Origin of the sequence: Filomicrobium sp. (assembly GCF_025698805.1) — a bacterium.
GTDB lineage: Bacteria > Pseudomonadota > Alphaproteobacteria > Rhizobiales > Hyphomicrobiaceae > Filomicrobium > Filomicrobium insigne.
On record NZ_JAILWT010000003.1, the window covers coordinates 309,323 to 326,555 of the forward strand.

Genomic DNA, 17,233 nt, shown 5'->3' on the forward strand with positions numbered 1-17,233 from the left:
CGGGTTACTCGGGCAACGGGATGAACTCTTTCTCGTCGCCTGGAACGGGAGCGAAATTTCCCGATTTCCAATCCGACTTCGCCGCTTCTATCCGGTCCTTGGAAGAAGAGACGAAATTCCACCATATATGACGCGGACCATCCATCGGCTCGCCGCCAAGCATGATCACGCGCGCTTGGCTTAACGCGAGGACAGAAACCCTATCGCCGGGATGAAGGACTAAGAGCCTCCCAGCGCCAAAAACATCGCCGGCAATGTCTATTTCGCCCGAAGCGACATAGATTGCTCGTTCATCGTACTCAGGATCAATGGGCAGGACTGCGCCGGGTGCCAACACCGCTTCGGCATACAATGATGGATGCGGAAACTCTGCAGGGGATGTTTCTCCAAATAATGTCCCCATGACGAGACGTACGCGTTTGCCATCTCCCTCTATCCGCGGAAGCTCGTTGAGTCCGTGGTGCGCAAATTGCGGCGCTCGCTCCTCGTGTGCTTTCGGCAGCGCCGCCCAGGCCTGTATACCGAAGATGCGCCCTCCCACACGGCGATCTATCTCGCTAGTCCGTTCGGAGTGAGCAATTCCACTCCCTGCGATCATCAGATTCAACTCGCCAGGACGAATTGCCTGCTCTGTTCCCAGGCTGTCACGGTGGAGTATCTGTCCATCGAACAAGAAGGTCACGGTCGCCAGACCGATGTGGGGATGCGGCCGAACGTCGAGTCCCTCGCCCAGCAGGAACTCTGAAGGTCCCATCTGGTCGAAAAATATGAAAGGGCCGACCATCTGGCGACCTGCAGCAGGCAACGCTCGCCGGACTTCAAACCCGCCAATGTCGCGGGCTCGGGGCACGATCACCTGTTCAATGAGATCACATGCACGCGCATCGCCTAACTTAGGATCGTCGCAGGGTTGCCAGCTCATGGGGCGTTTCCTCGCTTGCAGGGGGCGCTTTTGAAACGTGCATGCGCCACCGAGGGGGCCTGTAGATCTTAAAGTAGATGATCCGCGCGAGACAGCCCGCCAGCGGCCGCAACCAATCACAAAATGGGTAGGCCATTCACTGCACTGCGCAATCGGACGGATGCGGAAAAACTGACTTGTGACGGCAAGATAGCGGTATTTTTCCGTGCAGATTTCAAGCGTCGCCAGATCCGCATTTCCAAATTATTTCGATGATACTGTTGAGTCATTCGGCTCATGCGTTTACAAGAAACCAGTCTCCGATTGGCGTTCGCCTTATATCGGGACAGCACGCCACGCCATCTCGGCATTGCGCCTGCGCACATGTATTTGCATCATTCAACAGCTAATCTTTGACTTTTTGTAAGTCTTAATGCGCGCGCGATCCGAAATACATATGAACAACACGATTGTACGGGTAGATATACTTTTGCGCGTCAATCTCTTTCAAAATGGGAGTCGAGAATGACCGTAGCGAATACCGATCAGGAGGGGAAACTCCGTACAAGCTCACAGGCAGCTCAGGATTTTGGAGATGACCCTCTGGCGGTGCGCGAAACCAGCCACTACCAGATGGAGTACGTGGAATCTTTCGTCGACAAATGGGACGCGCTGATCGATTGGGACCGGCGCGCGAAAGCAGAAGGCGAGTTCTTCATAGAAAAATTGCGGGACCTCGGCGCCAAGAAGGTGCTCGACGTCGCGACTGGGACTGGGTTTCACTCGGTCATGCTTCTCAAGGCTGGCTTTGAAGTCACCAGCGTCGATGGCAATGAGGAGATGCTTGCCAAGGCGTTTTCCAACGCACGCGACCACGGTCATATGCTGCGCACGATCCACGCGGACTGGCGATGGCTAAACCGGCATGTGCACGACCTTTACGACGCCGTCATCTGCCTAGGTAACTCCTTCACGCACCTGCATAAAGATAACGACCGGCGCAAGGCACTTGCTGAGTTCTATGCGACTCTACGTGCCGAAGGGACCCTCGTCCTAGACCAGCGCAACTATGATGCGCTTCTCGATCACGACGTCGAGCCGACACACAACTACTACTACTGTGGCCAGGACGTTCGCGCTTTCCCCGAGCACATCGACGAGAGCCTCGCCCGCTTCTGTTACGAATTCAACGATGGCGCGCAATTCCACCTCAACATGTTCCCGCTACGCAAAGCGTACGTTCAGAGGCTCATGAAAGAGGTCGGCTTCCAACGCGTGTCGACGTATGGGGACTTCCAGGAGACTTTCCGCGAAAAGGAACCAGACTTTTTCATTCATGTGGCTGAGAAGGCCTACCGCGACCTCGAGGATGACAACGCGTGACACAGGCTTATTCAGAAACCGTGCAGACGGCGCGGGAATACTACAACAGCGAAGATGCCGATAACTTTTACTTCCACGTGTGGGGCGGGGAAGACATCCATATCGGCCTTTACGAACGTGAGGACGAGCCGATTGGCGTCGCCAGCCGACGGACGGTTGAACGGATGGCGGATCACTTGCCTCCGCTCAATGCTAATTCGCGGATTCTCGACATCGGATCGGGCTATGGTGGCGCCGCGCGCTATCTTGCTGAACGGTTTGGCTGCAACGTCACTGCGCTCAATCTTTCAGAGAAAGAGAATGAGCGGAACCGGGAAATGTCGCAGGCAGCCGGACTGGCCTCGCGCATTACCGTGGTCGACGGATCCTTCGAGGATATCCCGCTGGAGGACGCCAGCGTCGATGCCGTCTGGTCACAAGACGCCATTCTGCACTCGGGTCAACGGGAACGCGTTATTGCCGAAGTCGCACGCGTCCTGAAACCCGGGGGGCACTTTATCTTCACGGATCCCATGGAGAGCGGACGGTGCTCGCAAGGCGACCTGGAGCCTGTTCTTGCACGCATCCATCTCGACACGTTGGGATCGCCGGATTTCTATAAGAAGACCGCCATCGCAAACGGTCTTGAGTTCGTCGAGTGGCTTGATAAGACGGATCAATTGATCCGTCACTATTCGCGCGTTCGCGAGGAACTCCTGTCGCAACGGGCGATTCTCACGAAGGGCATTTCAGAGACCTACATCGACCGTATGGCGACTGGTTTGTCGAACTGGGTCACTGCTGGACAACGTGGCTGTCTGGCGTGGGGCATCCTGCACTTCAAAAAGCCCTAGGGCTTATGTCTGCACTTTAAGACATTGAGTTTGAAGTGAACTTTCAGAGCCCGGTGACACCTGTCGCCGGGCTCTTTGCGTTTCTATCCGACTTTTCTCGGTGCCTCCCTTTAGCAGTGGACAGCTTTGCGCAAGTCCTTTCTGGCACCCAATCTAGCCTAGTCGGTACGGCGTTGTGCTCACCTAGCAGAGGTTATCGAAACGTGACTGCGCAATCTGTGTCCGTGCTCATCGTCGAAGATCGTATCGTTATGCAGAAAATACTCTGCAGACTTTTGGCTCAGCTCGGCTTTAAACGTATCGATACAGCGCTGAATGGCCAACTCGCGCTGAACCTCGTCTCCAGCAAGCATTACGATCTCATATTGTCAGATTGGAATATGGACGAGATGAATGGCCTCGAACTCTTAAAGGCCGTTCGACAAAACAAAAAGAGCGCAGACACACCCTTCGTTCTCATTACGGCCGAAGCAAAGTCAGCCAACATCCAAGCAGCCGAACTCGCCGGTGCCAACGGTTACCTGATCAAGCCATTCAAGCTGATCCAGCTGCAGAAGACGATTGAACAGATCCTGGGTCCGATTGATCTTCCGGATGTGTCCTACGCCCCCACCGCCTAGATCAGGCGCCCACCTAACGCCCATATCGCCCCGAACACCATCATCGATGCCGCAATGAGCAGCAGAACGGCCTTTAGCGCCAGATGTGACGTGATGCCCACTGAGGCATCAGAATAGTCGCGGCGCGGCTTGCGGCCGGTAATCATCGCTGTAATCAGCGGCTCTCGCTTGAAGAGCTGGTAGATCAGATTTGCCCCGATGTGCAGAAGGATCAGCGGCAGAATCAGTCCCGTAAAGGACCAACGGTGCCATCGTGAGATATCCTTGACCGTGCCACTCCCAACCAAGCGGTACAGCGGGCCTGCGGTGAGATCGTTGTGTTCGACAGTGAAAAGACCAAGCACTGCCTGTATCGCTACGATGCAAAGCAATCCGATGACCATCAACGCTCCGAGTGGGTTGTGGCCGAGGTAAGGCTGTGCCTTCCCGAACAGCGTGTCCCGTGCATGTGCCATGGCGCCAGCAATGCTGGGGATAAAGTTCCCGAAGCGGGATGTCGATGAACCAAACACGCCCCAAAGCAAGCGCCAGACGATGAGAACCAGGATCGCGTAGCCGTTCCAGCGGTGCCATTTCAGAAGTGGATCACCAAGCGCTTCGGCGTACTCGAAACTCACCCAAGCGCTGATTATCAGAATGACGAGTGTCCAATGGAAGACTCTGGTCGGCCAGTCCCAGACCGCTACGTATTCCTGCTTCACGTTCCGTTTCCCTCCAGACATCATGCACGAGTAAACGCACTCGGGGGTTCGCACCCGTCGCGATGCTGTCGTTGACAGCCGCATACAGGGGTCAGATTGCCCCTTCGACGACATCACGTTGGATTGCGGAGACCCTCCCCGATCGTCACACAGCGCTCGGACCTCAATAACCCCCGACGCGCAATATGAGCACGCTTCCTGCCCCTCTCAACTGCGCAATCCATGTCCTGCCAAAAGGCTGACAGTAAGCGACCGGCCGTAAAGCTTACGAGGTCCTCGCATCTCACCCCATCTTCGAATCCACCCCTCCCCGTGACGTCACGCCTCATGGGGAGGCGCGGAACATAAGCATAAAGATGTATTTCTCGCGCACCTTTCAATCGGTGAGCAGAGGGAAAGCTGTCTTGATCTCGGCAATTGGAGCGGTTTCATGAGCGAACGCTTTACCAAGGCTGCGGCTCGCAACATTTTTTATGGCGGCTCGGTTTTCTTCTTCGTGCTTTTCGTGGCTCTGACAGTCCACAGCCACGTTTTTATCGTCAACACCAGCAGCAACTCCGACACGCTCAACGCCAATGTCGCGCGGGGTAAGCATGTCTGGGAGAAAAACGCGTGCATCAACTGCCACACGCTTCTTGGCGAGGGTGCGTATTTCGCGCCCGAACTCGGCAATGTCTGGGTGCGCTATGGCGGTCGCGACGACGCTAAGGGGGCTCGCGATACCCTCATCGCTTGGATGCAATCGCAGCCGAGCGGCGTCGAAGGTCGTCGGCAGATGCCCGACTTCAAACTGAACGATCAAGAGCTCAACGATCTCGTCGATTTTCTGGAATGGGTTAGCCGGATTGATACGCAAGGCTGGCCGCCGAACGATGCTGGCTGAGGAGTACGATCCCAATGAAATACGCAACGCAGCGGGTCGCCTACCCGTACTTCATCTGCGCGATGGTGCTATTCCTGGTCCAGGTGCTGTTTGGCGCTCTCGCCGGGACCGTCTACGTTTTTCCAAACTTCCTATCCGAAACACTGCCTTTCAACATTCTTCGCATGATCCACACCAACGCGCTGATCGTGTGGCTGTTAATGGGGTTCTTCGGGGCGGCCTACTATTTGATTCCTGAAGAGGCAGAGCGTGATCTTGAGAGCCCGCTCCTCGCTTATGTTCAGCTCGGGCTCTTGATGTTCGGTGCTCTGGCCGCCGTGATCGGCTACATGTTTGGGATCCACGAGGGCCGCGAATTTCTTGAACAACCGCTTTGGATCAAGATCGCCATCGTCGTCGTCGCCCTGATCTTTCTCTACAACGTCTCGATGACCGTATTGAAGGGGCGCCGAACAGCAGTCACTAACGTGCTGCTGCTTGGAATGTGGGGCATCGCGGTATTTTGGCTGTTCGCATTTTACAATCCAGCCAACTTAGCACTCGACAAAATGTACTGGTGGTACATCGTCCACATCTGGGTCGAGGGCGTGTGGGAATTGGTCATGGCGTCGGTTCTCGCTTTCCTTCTGATCAAGATGACGGGCGTCGATCGCGAAGTTATCGAAAAATGGCTCTACGCCATTGTCGGCCTCGCCTTGTTTTCCGGATTGCTCGGCACCGGTCACCACTACTACTGGATCGGAACCCCGGCCTATTGGCAGTGGATCGGCAGCGTCTTTGGGGCTCTCGAGGTGTTGCCCTTCTTTGTCATGGTGATCTTCGCTTTCACCATGGTCTGGCGGGGACGTCGCGACCACCCAAATCAGGCCGCGATGCTATGGTCTCTCGGATGCACGGTCGGCGCGTTCTTCGGCGCTGGCGTCTGGGGCTTCATGCATACGATATCGTTCGTGAACTATTACAGTCACGGAACCCAAGTGACGGCTGCACATGGGCATCTCGCTTTTTACGGTGCCTACGTGATGTTGAACCTCGCCATCATCACCTATGCGATGCCCTATTTGCGCAACCGAAAGCCGTATAACCAGGTACTCAACATGTGGAGCTTCTGGATCATGAGTTCCGGCATGGCCTTCATGACGTTCACACTAACTTTCGCAGGCGTTGTCCAAACCCATCTGCAGCGCATCCTCGGCATGTACTACATGGAAGTGCAGGATCAGCTCGCCCTGTTCTATTGGATGCGCCTTGGAGCGGGTGTGTTCGTCGTCCTGGGTGTCTTGCTTTACCTCGTAGCGATATTTGGTCCGACACGGGAAGAAATTCCGGGACGGATGAAAGCAGTGGCTCAGCCGGCAGAGTAACGTTTGCATCGGTGACGAGCGGGCGCTTCGCGCCCGCCGTTACGGGAAAGATTCATGATGCCCAACGCTTCTTCAAAAGTTGCGGCGATCACTATGGGTGATCTGCCGTTCTATTCCCCTGCAGGTTCCGAATGCGAGTTGTTCGAGCGTGCCTATCGCAATCAGCTCCCCGTCCTTTTGAAAGGACCAACGGGCTGTGGCAAAACACGCTTCGTTGCGCATATGGCTGCCAAACTCGGGCGGCCGGTTTACACCGTGTCGTGCCACGATGACCTGACAGCCGCGGACCTGACGGGTCGCTACCTTCTCAAAGGCGGCGACACGGTCTGGGTCGATGGCCCTTTGACCCGTGCGGTGCGCGAAGGCGCGATCTGTTATCTCGACGAAGTCGTGGAAGCCCGCAAGGACGTGACAGTTGTGGTGCATCCACTTACGGACGATCGTCGCATATTGCCGCTCGAACGTACTGGCGAGCTGTTGCAGGCCCCTGCCGAATTTATGCTCGTCGTGTCCTACAATCCTGGCTATCAGAACGTCCTGAAAAGCCTCAAGCCAAGCACACGGCAGCGTTTTCTAGCCCTTGAGTTCAGCTTTCCTTCTCCCGACATCGAGGCATCAATCGTCGCCCGAGAAAGCGGTCTGCCGAGGGATCGCTGTGTGCCGCTCGTGCGCATCGCCAATGCCCTGCGTGATCTCAAACAACAGGATTTGGAGGAAGGCGCGTCGACCCGGCTTCTCGTATATTGCGCCGTTCTAATCCGTGATGGTGTCAATCCACAAACTGCAATCGAAGCGTCGCTCATAGAGCCCTTGAGCGACGACGCGGACGTGAAGCAGGCGCTGTTACGCGTCGCAGACATCGCTCTGGGCTAACACGCCATGTCGATCTTCGAGCCCGAAGAGACTATCGGCATCTACTGGCATCGCATGATCGGCGGCGCTAGCACTTACCGCCATTATCCGCAGGCTGCAGTTTCTCTTGATGCTCTACGCCGCCGCCTCGCTATCCTGTTTCACGCACTGGGCGGGAGTGGCGCGGTGCGAATTTCTGCTGGAGCCCCGTTCGACACCGGGCATCGGCTGAGCCTGAAGCAGCGTATCGGTCTGGGGCGCGAGCGTATTGAACATGCCGTACTCGATACGAGTACGTTGCGCTTGCCGACGTCGATCGACATTTTTCCGACGCGCTCCGACAATGAAGCGCTCTACGAGTGGCTTGCGGCCTGGTTCGCCCACGCCGTCCCACCTACCGCAATCTCTAGCGATCCATTGCAAAGCGATATTGTAAGACTGCGTGCCTGCCTCGCAACCACGGAAGCGACCATCACGGCCTGGCCCGGTCTGAGACCGATTTACAGACGACTAACGGGCGAACTCATCAGCGCTTGGCCTCAACGTTCGCTGCCACGGACCGAAGCCGCTATCGACGCTTCCATTCAAACGCTGCTTGATGGCGCCCCACGGCCGGCCACCGACGCCGAGCTTCTCCGTGCTATTCGCGATCCGACCGTTCCACTCGAAAACATCCGTGCCCCGCGCGGTTACAGGAGATTTCTTCCAGTTCCGCTCTGGGGCGATTTGCAAGTCGATGCTGAGGGCACACAGCACGACGACATCGATGAGGGCACAGGTATTTCGGCCCCGGTCGACAATCGCCGCCGCCACGCGTCGCGCCGAGAGACCGACCGCAGCCAACGTGACGACCCGCTGCTACTCCACCGGTTCGAGACAATTTTTAGCTTGTCAGACATGGTCAACGTCAATCGCCCGGTGGAGGACGACGATGAGGATTTAGCCCGCCAAGCCGCTGACGATTTGAACGACCTTACAATTGGCTCAAATCAAAAGCGCGCCTCGACCCGGCTCAAACTAGATCTCGACCTGGCCCCGCCGGCCACGGAGGATGGCGCGATTGTCGCTGACATCACTTATCCCGAATGGGACTGGCGCCGAGGGAGCTATCGGCCTGACTACTGTCGCGTTGTCGCTGGAATGGCTTCCGAGGAAGGTGAGGACTGGGCACCGGACGCCACCATGCAACGCTGCATAAAACAGGTGCGCCGCCAGTTCGAAGCGCTTCGCCCCAAACGCCAAACCTTCTACAGTCAGCCGGATGGCGACGAACTCGATTTGACGGCGTTGGTTCAGGATGTCGCTAACCGGCAAGCCGGGGCTCCTGCTACCGAACGAATCTTCCTTCAAGCGCGAAGTGCTGCACGGGATGTGTCTCTCGCCGTCCTTTTGGACGTCTCGCTCTCAACGGACGCTTGGCTACAGGATTGCCGTGTGCTTGACGTTGAAAAGGGCGCGTTACTGGCTCTTACGCACGGTTTGGCCGCCTGCGGAGACGAGCATGCGATCTTTACCTTCACGTCGCGTCGTCGCCACTGGGTGAACGTCCAGACCGTAAAGGATTTCGGCGAGGACGTTGGACCTAGGGTAAGCCGTCGCATCCAAGCTTTGAAACCCGGTCAGTACACACGTATCGGGGCCGCTATCCGCCACGTTTCGATTGCGCTTCAAGAACGTCCACAACGTCATCGGCTGCTGCTTGTTATCACCGATGGAAAACCGAACGACATTGATCATTATGAGGGCCGTTACGGCATTGAGGACACGCGGATGGCTATCCGCGAGGCCCACCGTGCTGGATTGCGTGTCTTTGGCGTCACGGTGGACGAACAAGCCCGCGATTATTTTCCCTACATTTTCGGACGCGGCGCCTACGCGATCTTTCCAAACATCTCTCGACTACCTACGGCCCTACCCGCCATCTATCGCCAGATAACGAAATAAAACATAGCCCGACGCCGTGGCGCCAATCGGCCGGCAGACGTAGCAGCCAAGTATCGAATCGGCATCCGAGACGCTTATGGGGCTTTGGAGAACAATCACCTCAAACACATGTTAAGCAGGATATTAAACAGCTCTGCATAGCATGGGCGCACATAGGGCGCGATTTTGAGAATTTTTTGAGGGGGTTACCGTATCTTGTCAAAATTGCATATGGTAGACGGGGAGGCTATCAAATCACCCGAGGTGCGCGACGCAAGCCATTGATATATTTCGATCATTTTTTTATGCGTCGCGCGTGTACCCCTAAATGTACCCCAGAATGTACCCCTAACGTTGCATGCGCCCAAGGTTGGCGCGCACATTCAAGACGGTCCCAGTCTTAACATTCAGATCGCACTCGTAGCGATAGCGGTGCCAAGCCCCGAAGCCGTTCTGGAATTTAATCTCATCCCCGAGGTACGTGATCACGTCGTTCCCCTTGCTGCCCCAGCGCATGCGAGAGAAGCGGGTAAGCCATGCCGTCCACTCATGATCATACTTAGCAAGGCCCTCGATCTCTGGACTGCACGCCTTGATCGCTGCGGCGTTGTGCTTTTCACCGATGCATGAGAGGTCTTTCGCGCACGCCTCCTCTTCTGCTTTTGCCTTGGCTTGAGCAGCTTGCTTTTCTGCCTCCACCTCAATCCGCATAGCCTCTCTTTGTTCTGGCGTTAGGCTTGCGTTGTAAGTCCAGCCCCAGATGATAAACGGCCAGATAATGATGTTGATCGCATAGCAAAACTTCCAGAACGCGCTTGTTGGTTTCTTTTGTTCGCCGCCCCCATTTTGCCCAGCAGACGGCGTTGAGATCCCGTGTGCAGAACGCAAGAACTCATCAAAGTCGCTTGGCTTCCTATCTTCGCTCACCGCGCTTATCTCCCAACTGATCTTCAGACCTCAAACTAATACCCGCCTCAGAAAACAAGAAAAGCCACTGTTATTCAGGTGAGCCGGAGCAATAGGCGGGTTCAACCGCGCGTACACGACGAGAAACCGACCGGCGGCCGTAATCCAGTCAACAGCGCGCGCGGGTTAGCCCCTCGGCGCGCGGGGACCAGGTGGCGAGGTTGGGCAAGCTGCGCCCGTCGATCGGTTTCAGCCCCGCGTGTGCGGGGTAACAGGAACGCAGCCGCGGCCATGCGCGGGCTTATGCCGCTTCAGCCCCGCGTGCGCGGGGAACGGAACGGCGCCTCCGTAAGCGTCGCCGTCGCGAACGGTTCAACCCCGCGGGCGCGGGGAACAGTGCTCTGTATAACGCGTACCACCACGCGCATCCGGTTCAGCCCCGAATGATCGGGGAACAAAGGCCAATAAGTATCCATGTGATCGGCATGGCTGGTTCAACCCCGCATGCGCGGGGAACAGGAGGATAATGACGGCACAGTAAGCCTCTACGACGGTTTAGCCCCGCGTGCGCAGGGAACAATCGCGCCCCTCGTTGTCATGACCAGATTGAGCCGGTTCAGCCCGCGTGCGCCGGGAACAGTTATAATGCTCATCGGCCATCGGACCCGTAATCGGTTCAGCCCCGCGTGCGCGGGAACGGCCGGCCATTGGCGATGAAGCATGAGCACCGGCGATAAGGGAAACGGGAGCCCTTTACCCGTGGGTCGGAAGCGGGCTCAACGCAGTGCACACTTGGAACTCCGAGCGCACGCGCACTAGTACAGCATAAGGTTTCCCCTCAGGTGCATAGCCCGCCCCTAACGCATGCCTAGTCCGCAACGTATGTGAGGGAACGTTCAGGGCCTGTGGATCTTAACGGATGCCAGATATTGCGTGTTATGGCGGCAGACTTCGTTCCCGTTCACCGCCTCGATAATCCAAACCTGCTTGCTGCTGCGCATGTCGTCGACGGAAATCGTTAGCGTCCGGTCGTTGCCAGCCTTGATGCTGTTATCAACACCGTCAAAATGAATTGAGTAGACGCTCTCTCCGTGCAACGTGCTCAGACCATCGAGATTTTCTTTAATATTTTGCTTCATTTAAATATTCCTTTTTAGTGCTAAACTAATTCTTCAAACTATTGCTGTTATATAGCATGCGTAATATACCACGAATATACATGGTTACATACGACAACATTGGAAAATTCAGTTTTATTTAGGATGTGACCGAAGTGTTTTTCACCTATTCTTCAGAAACGGGAGCTGCAATGGCGTTGGACGCGGTTCAGCCCGGCGTAGGTGAGACCGTCACGACGCAACGATGCACGATGCTCGTTCAGCCCCGCGTGTGCAGGTAACGAGCCTGAGCTCAACGTCCGGTGCAGCCCCGCATAAGCGGAAAACCGTTTGCTGGATCGGCCGGACTGCGGGTGATGTCCGGCTCAGCCCCGCATGCGCGGGGAACAGACATAATCATCGGGATCGTCAGGGCCGTCGCCCGGTTCAGCTCCGCATGCGCGGGGAACAGCCAATCTTCAAAGTGATACAGATGCACATTCACGGTTCAGCCCCGCATGCGCGGGGAACAGGAACGCACCACCCACTCAGGTGCACCGCTCGGCGGTTCAGCCCCGCATGCGCGGGGAACAGGATTGGCTGCGGACCGCTCATACCGTCTCCCCCGGTTCAGCCCCGCATGCGCGGGGAACAGGCGGAGATATCAGGCGCACCGTCTGCGCCGAACGGTTCAGCCCCGCATGCGCGGGGAACAGGTGCCCAAGAGGATGCGCCGCAGATCGGCAGCCGGTTCAGCCCCGCATGCGCGGGGAACAGCGTTCTCGAGGTGGGTGCGTTGACGATGGGATCGGTTCAGCCCCGCATGCGCGGGGAACAGGCAGCTATGACCTCGCTATAAGAGCTATACGCCGGTTCAGCCCCGCATGCGCGGGGAACAGTGACGAGACGCGCCGCCCCGCCCTGTTGATGTCGGTTCAGCCCCGCATGCGCGGGGAACAGGTCTGCCACCGTGCAAATTCAGCCGATGCGCCCGGTTCAGCCCCGCATGCGCGGGGAACAGGTTTCAATGTTACGACCGCCGCATTTCGTGCACGGTTCAGCCCCGCATGCGCGGGGAACAGCACGGCAGACAACTCGTAAAATAATCATGGCGCGGTTCAGCCCCGCATGCGCGGGGAACAGTATGCCGGCGGACGACACGGCGTTTTCCAGCTCGGTTCAGCCCCGCATGCGCGGGGAACAGAGACGTGAAATAAGGCGGCCTATCCAGACCGCCGGTTCAGCCCCGCATGCGCGGGGAACAGGTCTTCAACAACCGCGTGATTGCATCGGCGTTCGGTTCAGCCCCGCATGCGCGGGGAACAGGCCAACTTCCCCACTCGGTGCAACGGTGGCAGCGGTTCAGCCCCGCATGCGCGGGGAACAGGCGCGCACGGCTGCCTCAACGATCAGCAGAGCCGGTTCAGCCCCGCATGCGCGGGGAACAGGCCTCAAACGGACGCAAATACGCCTCAACAGCCGGTTCAGCCCCGCATGCGCGGGGAACAGCATAGTCCTCATCAGAGACCGGAAGCCGTCGTCGGTTCAGCCCCGCATGCGCGGGGAACAGGCTTCTCCTACGCCGATCCTCTTTTAGACCGCCGGTTCAGCCCCGCATGCGCGGGGAACAGGCCAGCGGTGGCAACATGCGAGTTGATACCGGCGGTTCAGCCCCGCATGCGCGGGGAACAGTCGTCCTTCGACAATTTATTCCGCCAGGAATGCGGTTCAGCCCCGCATGCGCGGGGAACAGAATTGGATCAAGCGTGTTCTCAACGAAACGGACGGTTCAGCCCCGCATGCGCGGGGAACAGACTTGTTTACAACGCCTTGATTTCATGTGGCTTTTAATTTGTCAAAAAGCGCACCGAAATTCGTTGCACGTTTCACACACGAAAGTCGGCCTCTAAAGCACTCAAACGGCTACGTCTGTGGCGCTGGAAAAAAGCTCAACGCGGCGTTCCCGCTGGTCCCTCGGGAGGGCCCAAAGGTGGCTTGAACCGCACCAAGGTCAGGCCGTCGTAATCTGTAGGCTCGCGGCGGTTCTCGCCGATCGCTTCAAATGCGAAACCGCTGTCGGTCGGCGCCGTCCAAGCGATCACGGCGTTCCCGTCGCCAATCATAATCTTGACTTCGTCCCATATGCGCTCGCGCACACGACGATTGTAAACGCCAATGTAAACGCCCGCACGCACCTCCGAAAGCCATAGGGCCAGTCGCCCGCGCAAGCGCGGCGGCGCGTTCTCAACCACGATGACCATCATCGCCCGAGGCCTCCTTTCGTGGAATGGCAGGGGCCGACGCCTCCGGCGCATCCTCCGGCGGCTCGATGCCGCCGGCCTTGAGAATTTCCTCCATGGACGGAATGATCTTGTCGAGCAACCCCGTGCGTCGGAAGAGGTCACGGCAGGCGATGCGAACCTGACGTTCGGGGGGACTGCCATCGCCGCGGCCCTTGGCTATGGCGGCGGCAGTTTCAAATGCCGCCGGCACGACGGTTTCAAATTTGTAGATATCGGCAATGTCGTAAACGAAGCTTTGCGGCTTGCCCCGATGGAGAAATCCGATGGCTGGTGCATAGCCAGCAGCCAGAATAGCGGCTTCACTTAAACCGTAGAGGCAGGATGTCGCGGACGAAAGACAACGATTAGGAATGTCAGCCGCGTCCCACGACTGTCTGTCATAGTTTCTTTTGGCCCAGTCAACGCCGTACTTTTGAGCCATGAGCTTGTAGAGTTCTCGCACGCGGGCACCCTCTATGCCGCGCAGTTGATCGACAGATCGACGGGAAGGCGCTTCCTCATCAAAACGCCGTCGGTACATCTCGCGGACAACGTTGAGCCTTGCCCCCTCGTCGAGGGCAAGACTGGCCTGATAAAGCAGACGATCTGCGCGGGCACCACCCGGTTGACCGGAAGCGTAAAGGCGCACTCCGGCCTCGCCCACCCAGACGAGCAAACAGCCGACCTGGGCGGCGAGCACGACAGCCGCGTGAGACACACGCGTGCCGGGCTCCAACATCAAACAGGCCAAGCCGCCAACTGGGATCTGTGTGCGAATACCAATTTTGTCGACAAGCACAAAAGCACTGTCGAGGACATCGAGTTCGCCGTACTGAAGAAAGATGATCCCCGCCCGTTCCTTCATCGGGATAGGCCGGAGTGGCACATAAGCTTGCTCCGACATCCTGCCCCCTCAAGCGGCTCGGCGGATCAGCATCAGGCCGTAGCCGAACGCCTTCGCGGAACCGAAGCCGTGAGCCAAACGGGCAAGGAACGTATCAGGATCAAAAATCTCGATCACTCCGGCCACATCTACGACCGAAATACCTGCCGCTCGGCCGACCTTTCGTTCGATCGAAGTCTGCGTATACCCCTCGACGGATGGCTCCTGGGGTAGGCGGAACCCAGCGCGTGTGCCTTGCGCAACAAGCCACTGCGACACAGTCTGTTGTGCCAATCGTTCACGCTGCCCAGCGCGTTCCCCCTTGGGGATCTTATGTAGGGCATGCATGACAACATCTACGCGCTTTCCGCGACGTCGCTCGCCACGCTCTTCAAGCGTAAGCGCTTCCTTAGTGGAGACAACTGGATTGGCGCGCAGCGCGAAGCGAAGCCTATCGCCTTCCTCCAAGCTGGGTTTGAACGGTTTGCTCTCTAGTTCGAACAGACCTTTGGGATCGCTGGGCCGTCTGTGAGATAGGATCAGGTAACGTCCGTTCCCCTCATCGCGCCAAAGAAAGTCACGCTTGCTGTCAGGGTCATTCTGGAACAGCAGCCATAAGATGCGATGCGCATGACCGGCACGGCTACCTGGATCGCGCGGGAGCAGAAGCGGCGCGATTGCCGACAAGGCCTCGCCGCGAGAAGCTCTGAGACGTGCCCTAGAAAGGTGTAGTTCAGCCATCGCTATTCTCCGTCGGTCGTGGCTGGACGCAGTAGCGCTTCTGCACGTAGGCCAAAGCGCCACTTGCTCCGGCTCTCGGGAACATCGCGGCGCTCTTCCAGCCGTTGCCGGCTATCGGGAGGAATGGCTTCAACATCCGCGAAGATTGGACGCTCCGAGCGAGGTTTAATGCCAAGAACCGCTTTGAGTTTGGTGATTGCCGGACGCTGATCGTGCTCGTTTAAATCACGGGCGACAAAGGCCGCTTCAATGTCCTCGGCCTCAATGATCTCGGGTTGCGCCGGTAGCATCAGCGGAAACGCCTTACGTCCGGCGAAAGGTTGGAAGACAGGGGTTTTGATAGCCTCCTTGATCTGCTCCAATGATGTTAGCGCACTCGGCTTTAGCCAGATGCAGATCGTATAGAAGCTCCCGATACGAAATTCCCGCCGGGACAGGATGGTCTTGAGTTCGTGCTTAGGAACCGCGAGTTCTTCGGCGCGAGTAGCGAAACGACGGTTCCTGCGTGTTGGCGGAACTTGGGTCGTATGATAGTCACTCGCAAGCTGGCCTGGATCGTCGACACGAACAGCGAAGCCCATGTTCGCCGCCAGAACTTTCTGCTGTTCTTCATCAGACCGTTCGATACCCAGCGCCCCGGCAATAAGCCCAAGGGTCTGCGACTTACTGGGCCGGTCCCAAGTTGCACGACGCTCGCCTACAGCAATGCTACCAAAGGCGGCCAGCGGCGCCGCGAGCGTGAAAAGCAGATATTGCAAGGCCGCTCACTCCCCTGCAGCGAAGGTGACGAGATCTGGTAATGAGCCCGTATTGTCACCCTCTCCTGCGATGAACTGCATAACTCGGGCGTCGTCAAAGCAAGCGCCATAAGCTTCATTCATTTGCGTGACGAGCCCGGTCTTCTCACCTTCAAGACGGTCGATTGATGCTTTCAGCATATCTTCCTCCCGCACTGGTTTCAGGAATGCTGCGGCAAGGCTGCGAGGTTGCTGGTCACCTTTTTCAACGCGCAGATAGCTAGCGCGTGCACGGCTGGCGAAACTGGCCTGCTTACCGGACGGTGATGCCGTCGCGATGCCTTCAATGAGTGCAGCAATTGCCGTGGCCGCGAGGCTCTTGTCGCCGCAAAGGTTCTTCTCCAGAAGGTCACGGTCCACGCAAGCGTAGATGTAAAAGACGCCTGAGCCGAACCCAAGTTCGCCGATGAAGCCTGCGCCGGCATCCTCCGACGGCTTTTTGAGATCATCGACGGCGGTATAAAAATCATCTTCCACCTCGACCCTATGGGTCGTGATTGCGTGCGCGATCTGAACGGCAGCCTCGCGATTGTACTCGGGGTTATCGGCCAGCATACGGCCGAACATAGCGATGTCGGTGGCGGTGTCGGCCTTGCGGAGAACTTCCGGAATGAGATCATTCGTCTTTTCAGGTAATGCGTCGCCAGCGGCCAACCTGTCGGCAAGCGCTAAGGCTGCCTCCCTCTCTTCTGGGGAAATGAACGCGAGCTGCTCGATATAAGTGGGGTTCCTGTCTTTCTCCGGCTTGATCTTACCGAATACCGCAGCGATGGCCCGAGCGCCCTCTGTAGCTTTCTCCGTTGGGACGTCCTTGCTAAGCAGATAGTTGCGGATCTCTTCACCCAAACGCTGAGTGCGGTCACCCCGGTTCTCTTTCACGTGCGCTTTGAAAGCGTCGCTCGTGCGTATGGCGCGCTTCAGAGCTTGGGAGGAAATGCGCAAGCGCTCAACGCCACCAAACTTCGCCGTCTTTGGACGGCCAGTGTCGTCCCGGTTGAGGTTTGACGGAGCATATACGGTCAATGCATGGATCTGAATAAAGCGAGACATGGTGGCGTGTTCCTCAG

Annotated in this window: 16 protein-coding genes and 1 CRISPR repeat array; of the genes, 7 read left to right on the plus strand and 9 right to left on the minus strand. The window is 57.4% G+C overall.

Annotated elements, in window-relative coordinates:
* Positions 1 to 4: 4 nt before the first annotated feature.
* Positions 5 to 922 carry a pirin family protein gene (locus K5845_RS08795; protein WP_287958801.1) on the minus strand — a complete coding sequence of 306 codons (918 nt, stop codon included), beginning with the start codon at positions 920 to 922 and terminating at the stop codon, positions 5 to 7.
* 504 nt (positions 923 to 1,426) lie between these two features.
* On the opposite strand from K5845_RS08795, the gene K5845_RS08800 reads away from it, so the two are divergent.
* From K5845_RS08800 to K5845_RS08810, 3 genes are all read left to right on the plus strand, one after another.
* Positions 1,427 to 2,284, plus strand: a complete 858-nt coding sequence (locus tag K5845_RS08800) for a glycine/sarcosine N-methyltransferase (RefSeq protein WP_046478958.1) — start codon at positions 1,427 to 1,429, stop codon at positions 2,282 to 2,284.
* The gene (locus tag K5845_RS08805) at positions 2,281 to 3,117 is read left to right on the plus strand and encodes an SAM-dependent methyltransferase (protein WP_287958802.1); all 837 of its coding nucleotides are present in this window, start codon (positions 2,281 to 2,283) and stop codon (positions 3,115 to 3,117) included. Before K5845_RS08800 ends, K5845_RS08805 begins: the two co-directional genes overlap by 4 nt.
* Before the next feature lie 203 nt (positions 3,118 to 3,320).
* Positions 3,321 to 3,737: a response regulator gene (locus K5845_RS08810; RefSeq protein ID WP_287958803.1), complete on the plus strand. Its 417-nt coding sequence runs from the start codon at positions 3,321 to 3,323 to the stop codon at positions 3,735 to 3,737.
* On the opposite strand, the gene K5845_RS08815 is transcribed toward K5845_RS08810, so the two are convergent.
* Entirely contained in the window at positions 3,734 to 4,438 is a 705-nt protein-coding gene (locus K5845_RS08815) for a cytochrome b/b6 domain-containing protein (RefSeq protein ID WP_287958804.1), read from the minus strand. The two genes, K5845_RS08810 and K5845_RS08815, sit on opposite strands and share 4 nt — an antisense overlap.
* Before the next feature lie 430 nt (positions 4,439 to 4,868).
* Here K5845_RS08815 and K5845_RS08820 point away from each other — a divergent pair, with 430 nt between their 5' ends.
* The 4 genes from K5845_RS08820 to K5845_RS08835 are packed head-to-tail and all read left to right on the plus strand — an operon-like array spanning position 4,869 to position 9,481.
* Positions 4,869 to 5,321, plus strand: coding sequence for a c-type cytochrome (locus K5845_RS08820; RefSeq protein ID WP_046478962.1), 453 nt, complete (start codon positions 4,869 to 4,871; stop codon positions 5,319 to 5,321).
* Between the two features lie 14 nt (positions 5,322 to 5,335).
* Positions 5,336 to 6,685 carry a cbb3-type cytochrome c oxidase subunit I gene (locus tag K5845_RS08825; protein ID WP_046478964.1) on the plus strand — a complete coding sequence of 450 codons (1,350 nt, stop codon included), beginning with the start codon at positions 5,336 to 5,338 and terminating at the stop codon, positions 6,683 to 6,685.
* Positions 6,686 to 6,742: 57 nt separating this feature from the next.
* Positions 6,743 to 7,558, plus strand: a complete 816-nt coding sequence (locus K5845_RS08830; protein WP_090229445.1) for a CbbQ/NirQ/NorQ/GpvN family protein — start codon at positions 6,743 to 6,745, stop codon at positions 7,556 to 7,558.
* A gap of 6 nt (positions 7,559 to 7,564) precedes the next feature.
* Entirely contained in the window at positions 7,565 to 9,481 is a 1,917-nt protein-coding gene (locus tag K5845_RS08835; RefSeq protein WP_090229062.1) for a nitric oxide reductase activation protein NorD, read from the plus strand.
* 327 nt (positions 9,482 to 9,808) lie between these two features.
* Here the strand turns inward: K5845_RS08835 and K5845_RS08840 are convergent, their stop codons facing one another.
* From K5845_RS08840 to cas7e, 7 genes are all read right to left on the minus strand, one after another.
* A complete protein-coding gene (locus K5845_RS08840) occupies positions 9,809 to 10,387 on the minus strand; it encodes a hypothetical protein (RefSeq protein ID WP_287958805.1) in 579 nt (192 codons plus the stop codon).
* A gap of 875 nt (positions 10,388 to 11,262) precedes the next feature.
* A complete protein-coding gene (locus tag K5845_RS08845; protein ID WP_287958806.1) occupies positions 11,263 to 11,505 on the minus strand; it encodes a hypothetical protein in 243 nt (80 codons plus the stop codon).
* Between the two features lie 340 nt (positions 11,506 to 11,845).
* A CRISPR array of direct repeats spans positions 11,846 to 13,277; the repeat unit is 29 nt; unit sequence CGGTTCAGCCCCGCATGCGCGGGGAACAG.
* Between the two features lie 135 nt (positions 13,278 to 13,412).
* Complete coding sequence (gene cas2e, locus K5845_RS08850) at positions 13,413 to 13,727, minus strand: type I-E CRISPR-associated endoribonuclease Cas2e (protein WP_287958807.1); 315 nt, start codon at positions 13,725 to 13,727, stop codon at positions 13,413 to 13,415.
* On the minus strand, positions 13,708 to 14,649 hold the full coding sequence (gene cas1e / locus K5845_RS08855; RefSeq protein ID WP_287958808.1) for a type I-E CRISPR-associated endonuclease Cas1e: 942 nt from the start codon (positions 14,647 to 14,649) through the stop codon (positions 13,708 to 13,710). Before cas1e ends, cas2e begins: the two co-directional genes overlap by 20 nt.
* Positions 14,650 to 14,658: 9 nt before the next feature.
* The gene (cas6e, locus tag K5845_RS08860) at positions 14,659 to 15,369 is read right to left on the minus strand and encodes a type I-E CRISPR-associated protein Cas6/Cse3/CasE (RefSeq protein WP_287958809.1); all 711 of its coding nucleotides are present in this window, start codon (positions 15,367 to 15,369) and stop codon (positions 14,659 to 14,661) included.
* Between the two features lie 2 nt (positions 15,370 to 15,371).
* On the minus strand, positions 15,372 to 16,127 hold the full coding sequence (gene cas5e / locus K5845_RS08865; RefSeq protein ID WP_287958810.1) for a type I-E CRISPR-associated protein Cas5/CasD: 756 nt from the start codon (positions 16,125 to 16,127) through the stop codon (positions 15,372 to 15,374).
* A 6-nt stretch (positions 16,128 to 16,133) separates the two neighbouring features.
* Complete coding sequence (gene cas7e, locus K5845_RS08870) at positions 16,134 to 17,216, minus strand: type I-E CRISPR-associated protein Cas7/Cse4/CasC (protein ID WP_287958811.1); 1,083 nt, start codon at positions 17,214 to 17,216, stop codon at positions 16,134 to 16,136.
* Positions 17,217 to 17,233 lie beyond the last annotated feature (17 nt).

Excerpts from the sequence above, each read along its gene's own strand:
- K5845_RS08795 (WP_287958801.1), bottom strand. The coding sequence starts at position 922 with ATGAGCTGGCAACCCTGCGACGATCCTAAGTTAGGCGATGCGCGTGCA.
- K5845_RS08830 (WP_090229445.1), top strand. The coding sequence starts at position 6,743 with ATGCCCAACGCTTCTTCAAAAGTTGCGGCGATCACTATGGGTGATCTG.
- cas6e (WP_287958809.1), bottom strand. The coding sequence starts at position 15,369 with ATGGCTGAACTACACCTTTCTAGGGCACGTCTCAGAGCTTCTCGCGGC.
- K5845_RS08800 (WP_046478958.1), top strand. The coding sequence starts at position 1,427 with ATGACCGTAGCGAATACCGATCAGGAGGGGAAACTCCGTACAAGCTCA.
- K5845_RS08845 (WP_287958806.1), bottom strand. The coding sequence starts at position 11,505 with ATGAAGCAAAATATTAAAGAAAATCTCGATGGTCTGAGCACGTTGCAC.
- K5845_RS08835 (WP_090229062.1), top strand. The coding sequence starts at position 7,565 with ATGTCGATCTTCGAGCCCGAAGAGACTATCGGCATCTACTGGCATCGC.
- cas1e (WP_287958808.1), bottom strand. The coding sequence starts at position 14,649 with ATGTCGGAGCAAGCTTATGTGCCACTCCGGCCTATCCCGATGAAGGAA.
- cas2e (WP_287958807.1), bottom strand. The coding sequence starts at position 13,727 with ATGATGGTCATCGTGGTTGAGAACGCGCCGCCGCGCTTGCGCGGGCGA.
- K5845_RS08820 (WP_046478962.1), top strand. The coding sequence starts at position 4,869 with ATGAGCGAACGCTTTACCAAGGCTGCGGCTCGCAACATTTTTTATGGC.
- K5845_RS08825 (WP_046478964.1), top strand. The coding sequence starts at position 5,336 with ATGAAATACGCAACGCAGCGGGTCGCCTACCCGTACTTCATCTGCGCG.
- cas7e (WP_287958811.1), bottom strand. The coding sequence starts at position 17,216 with ATGTCTCGCTTTATTCAGATCCATGCATTGACCGTATATGCTCCGTCA.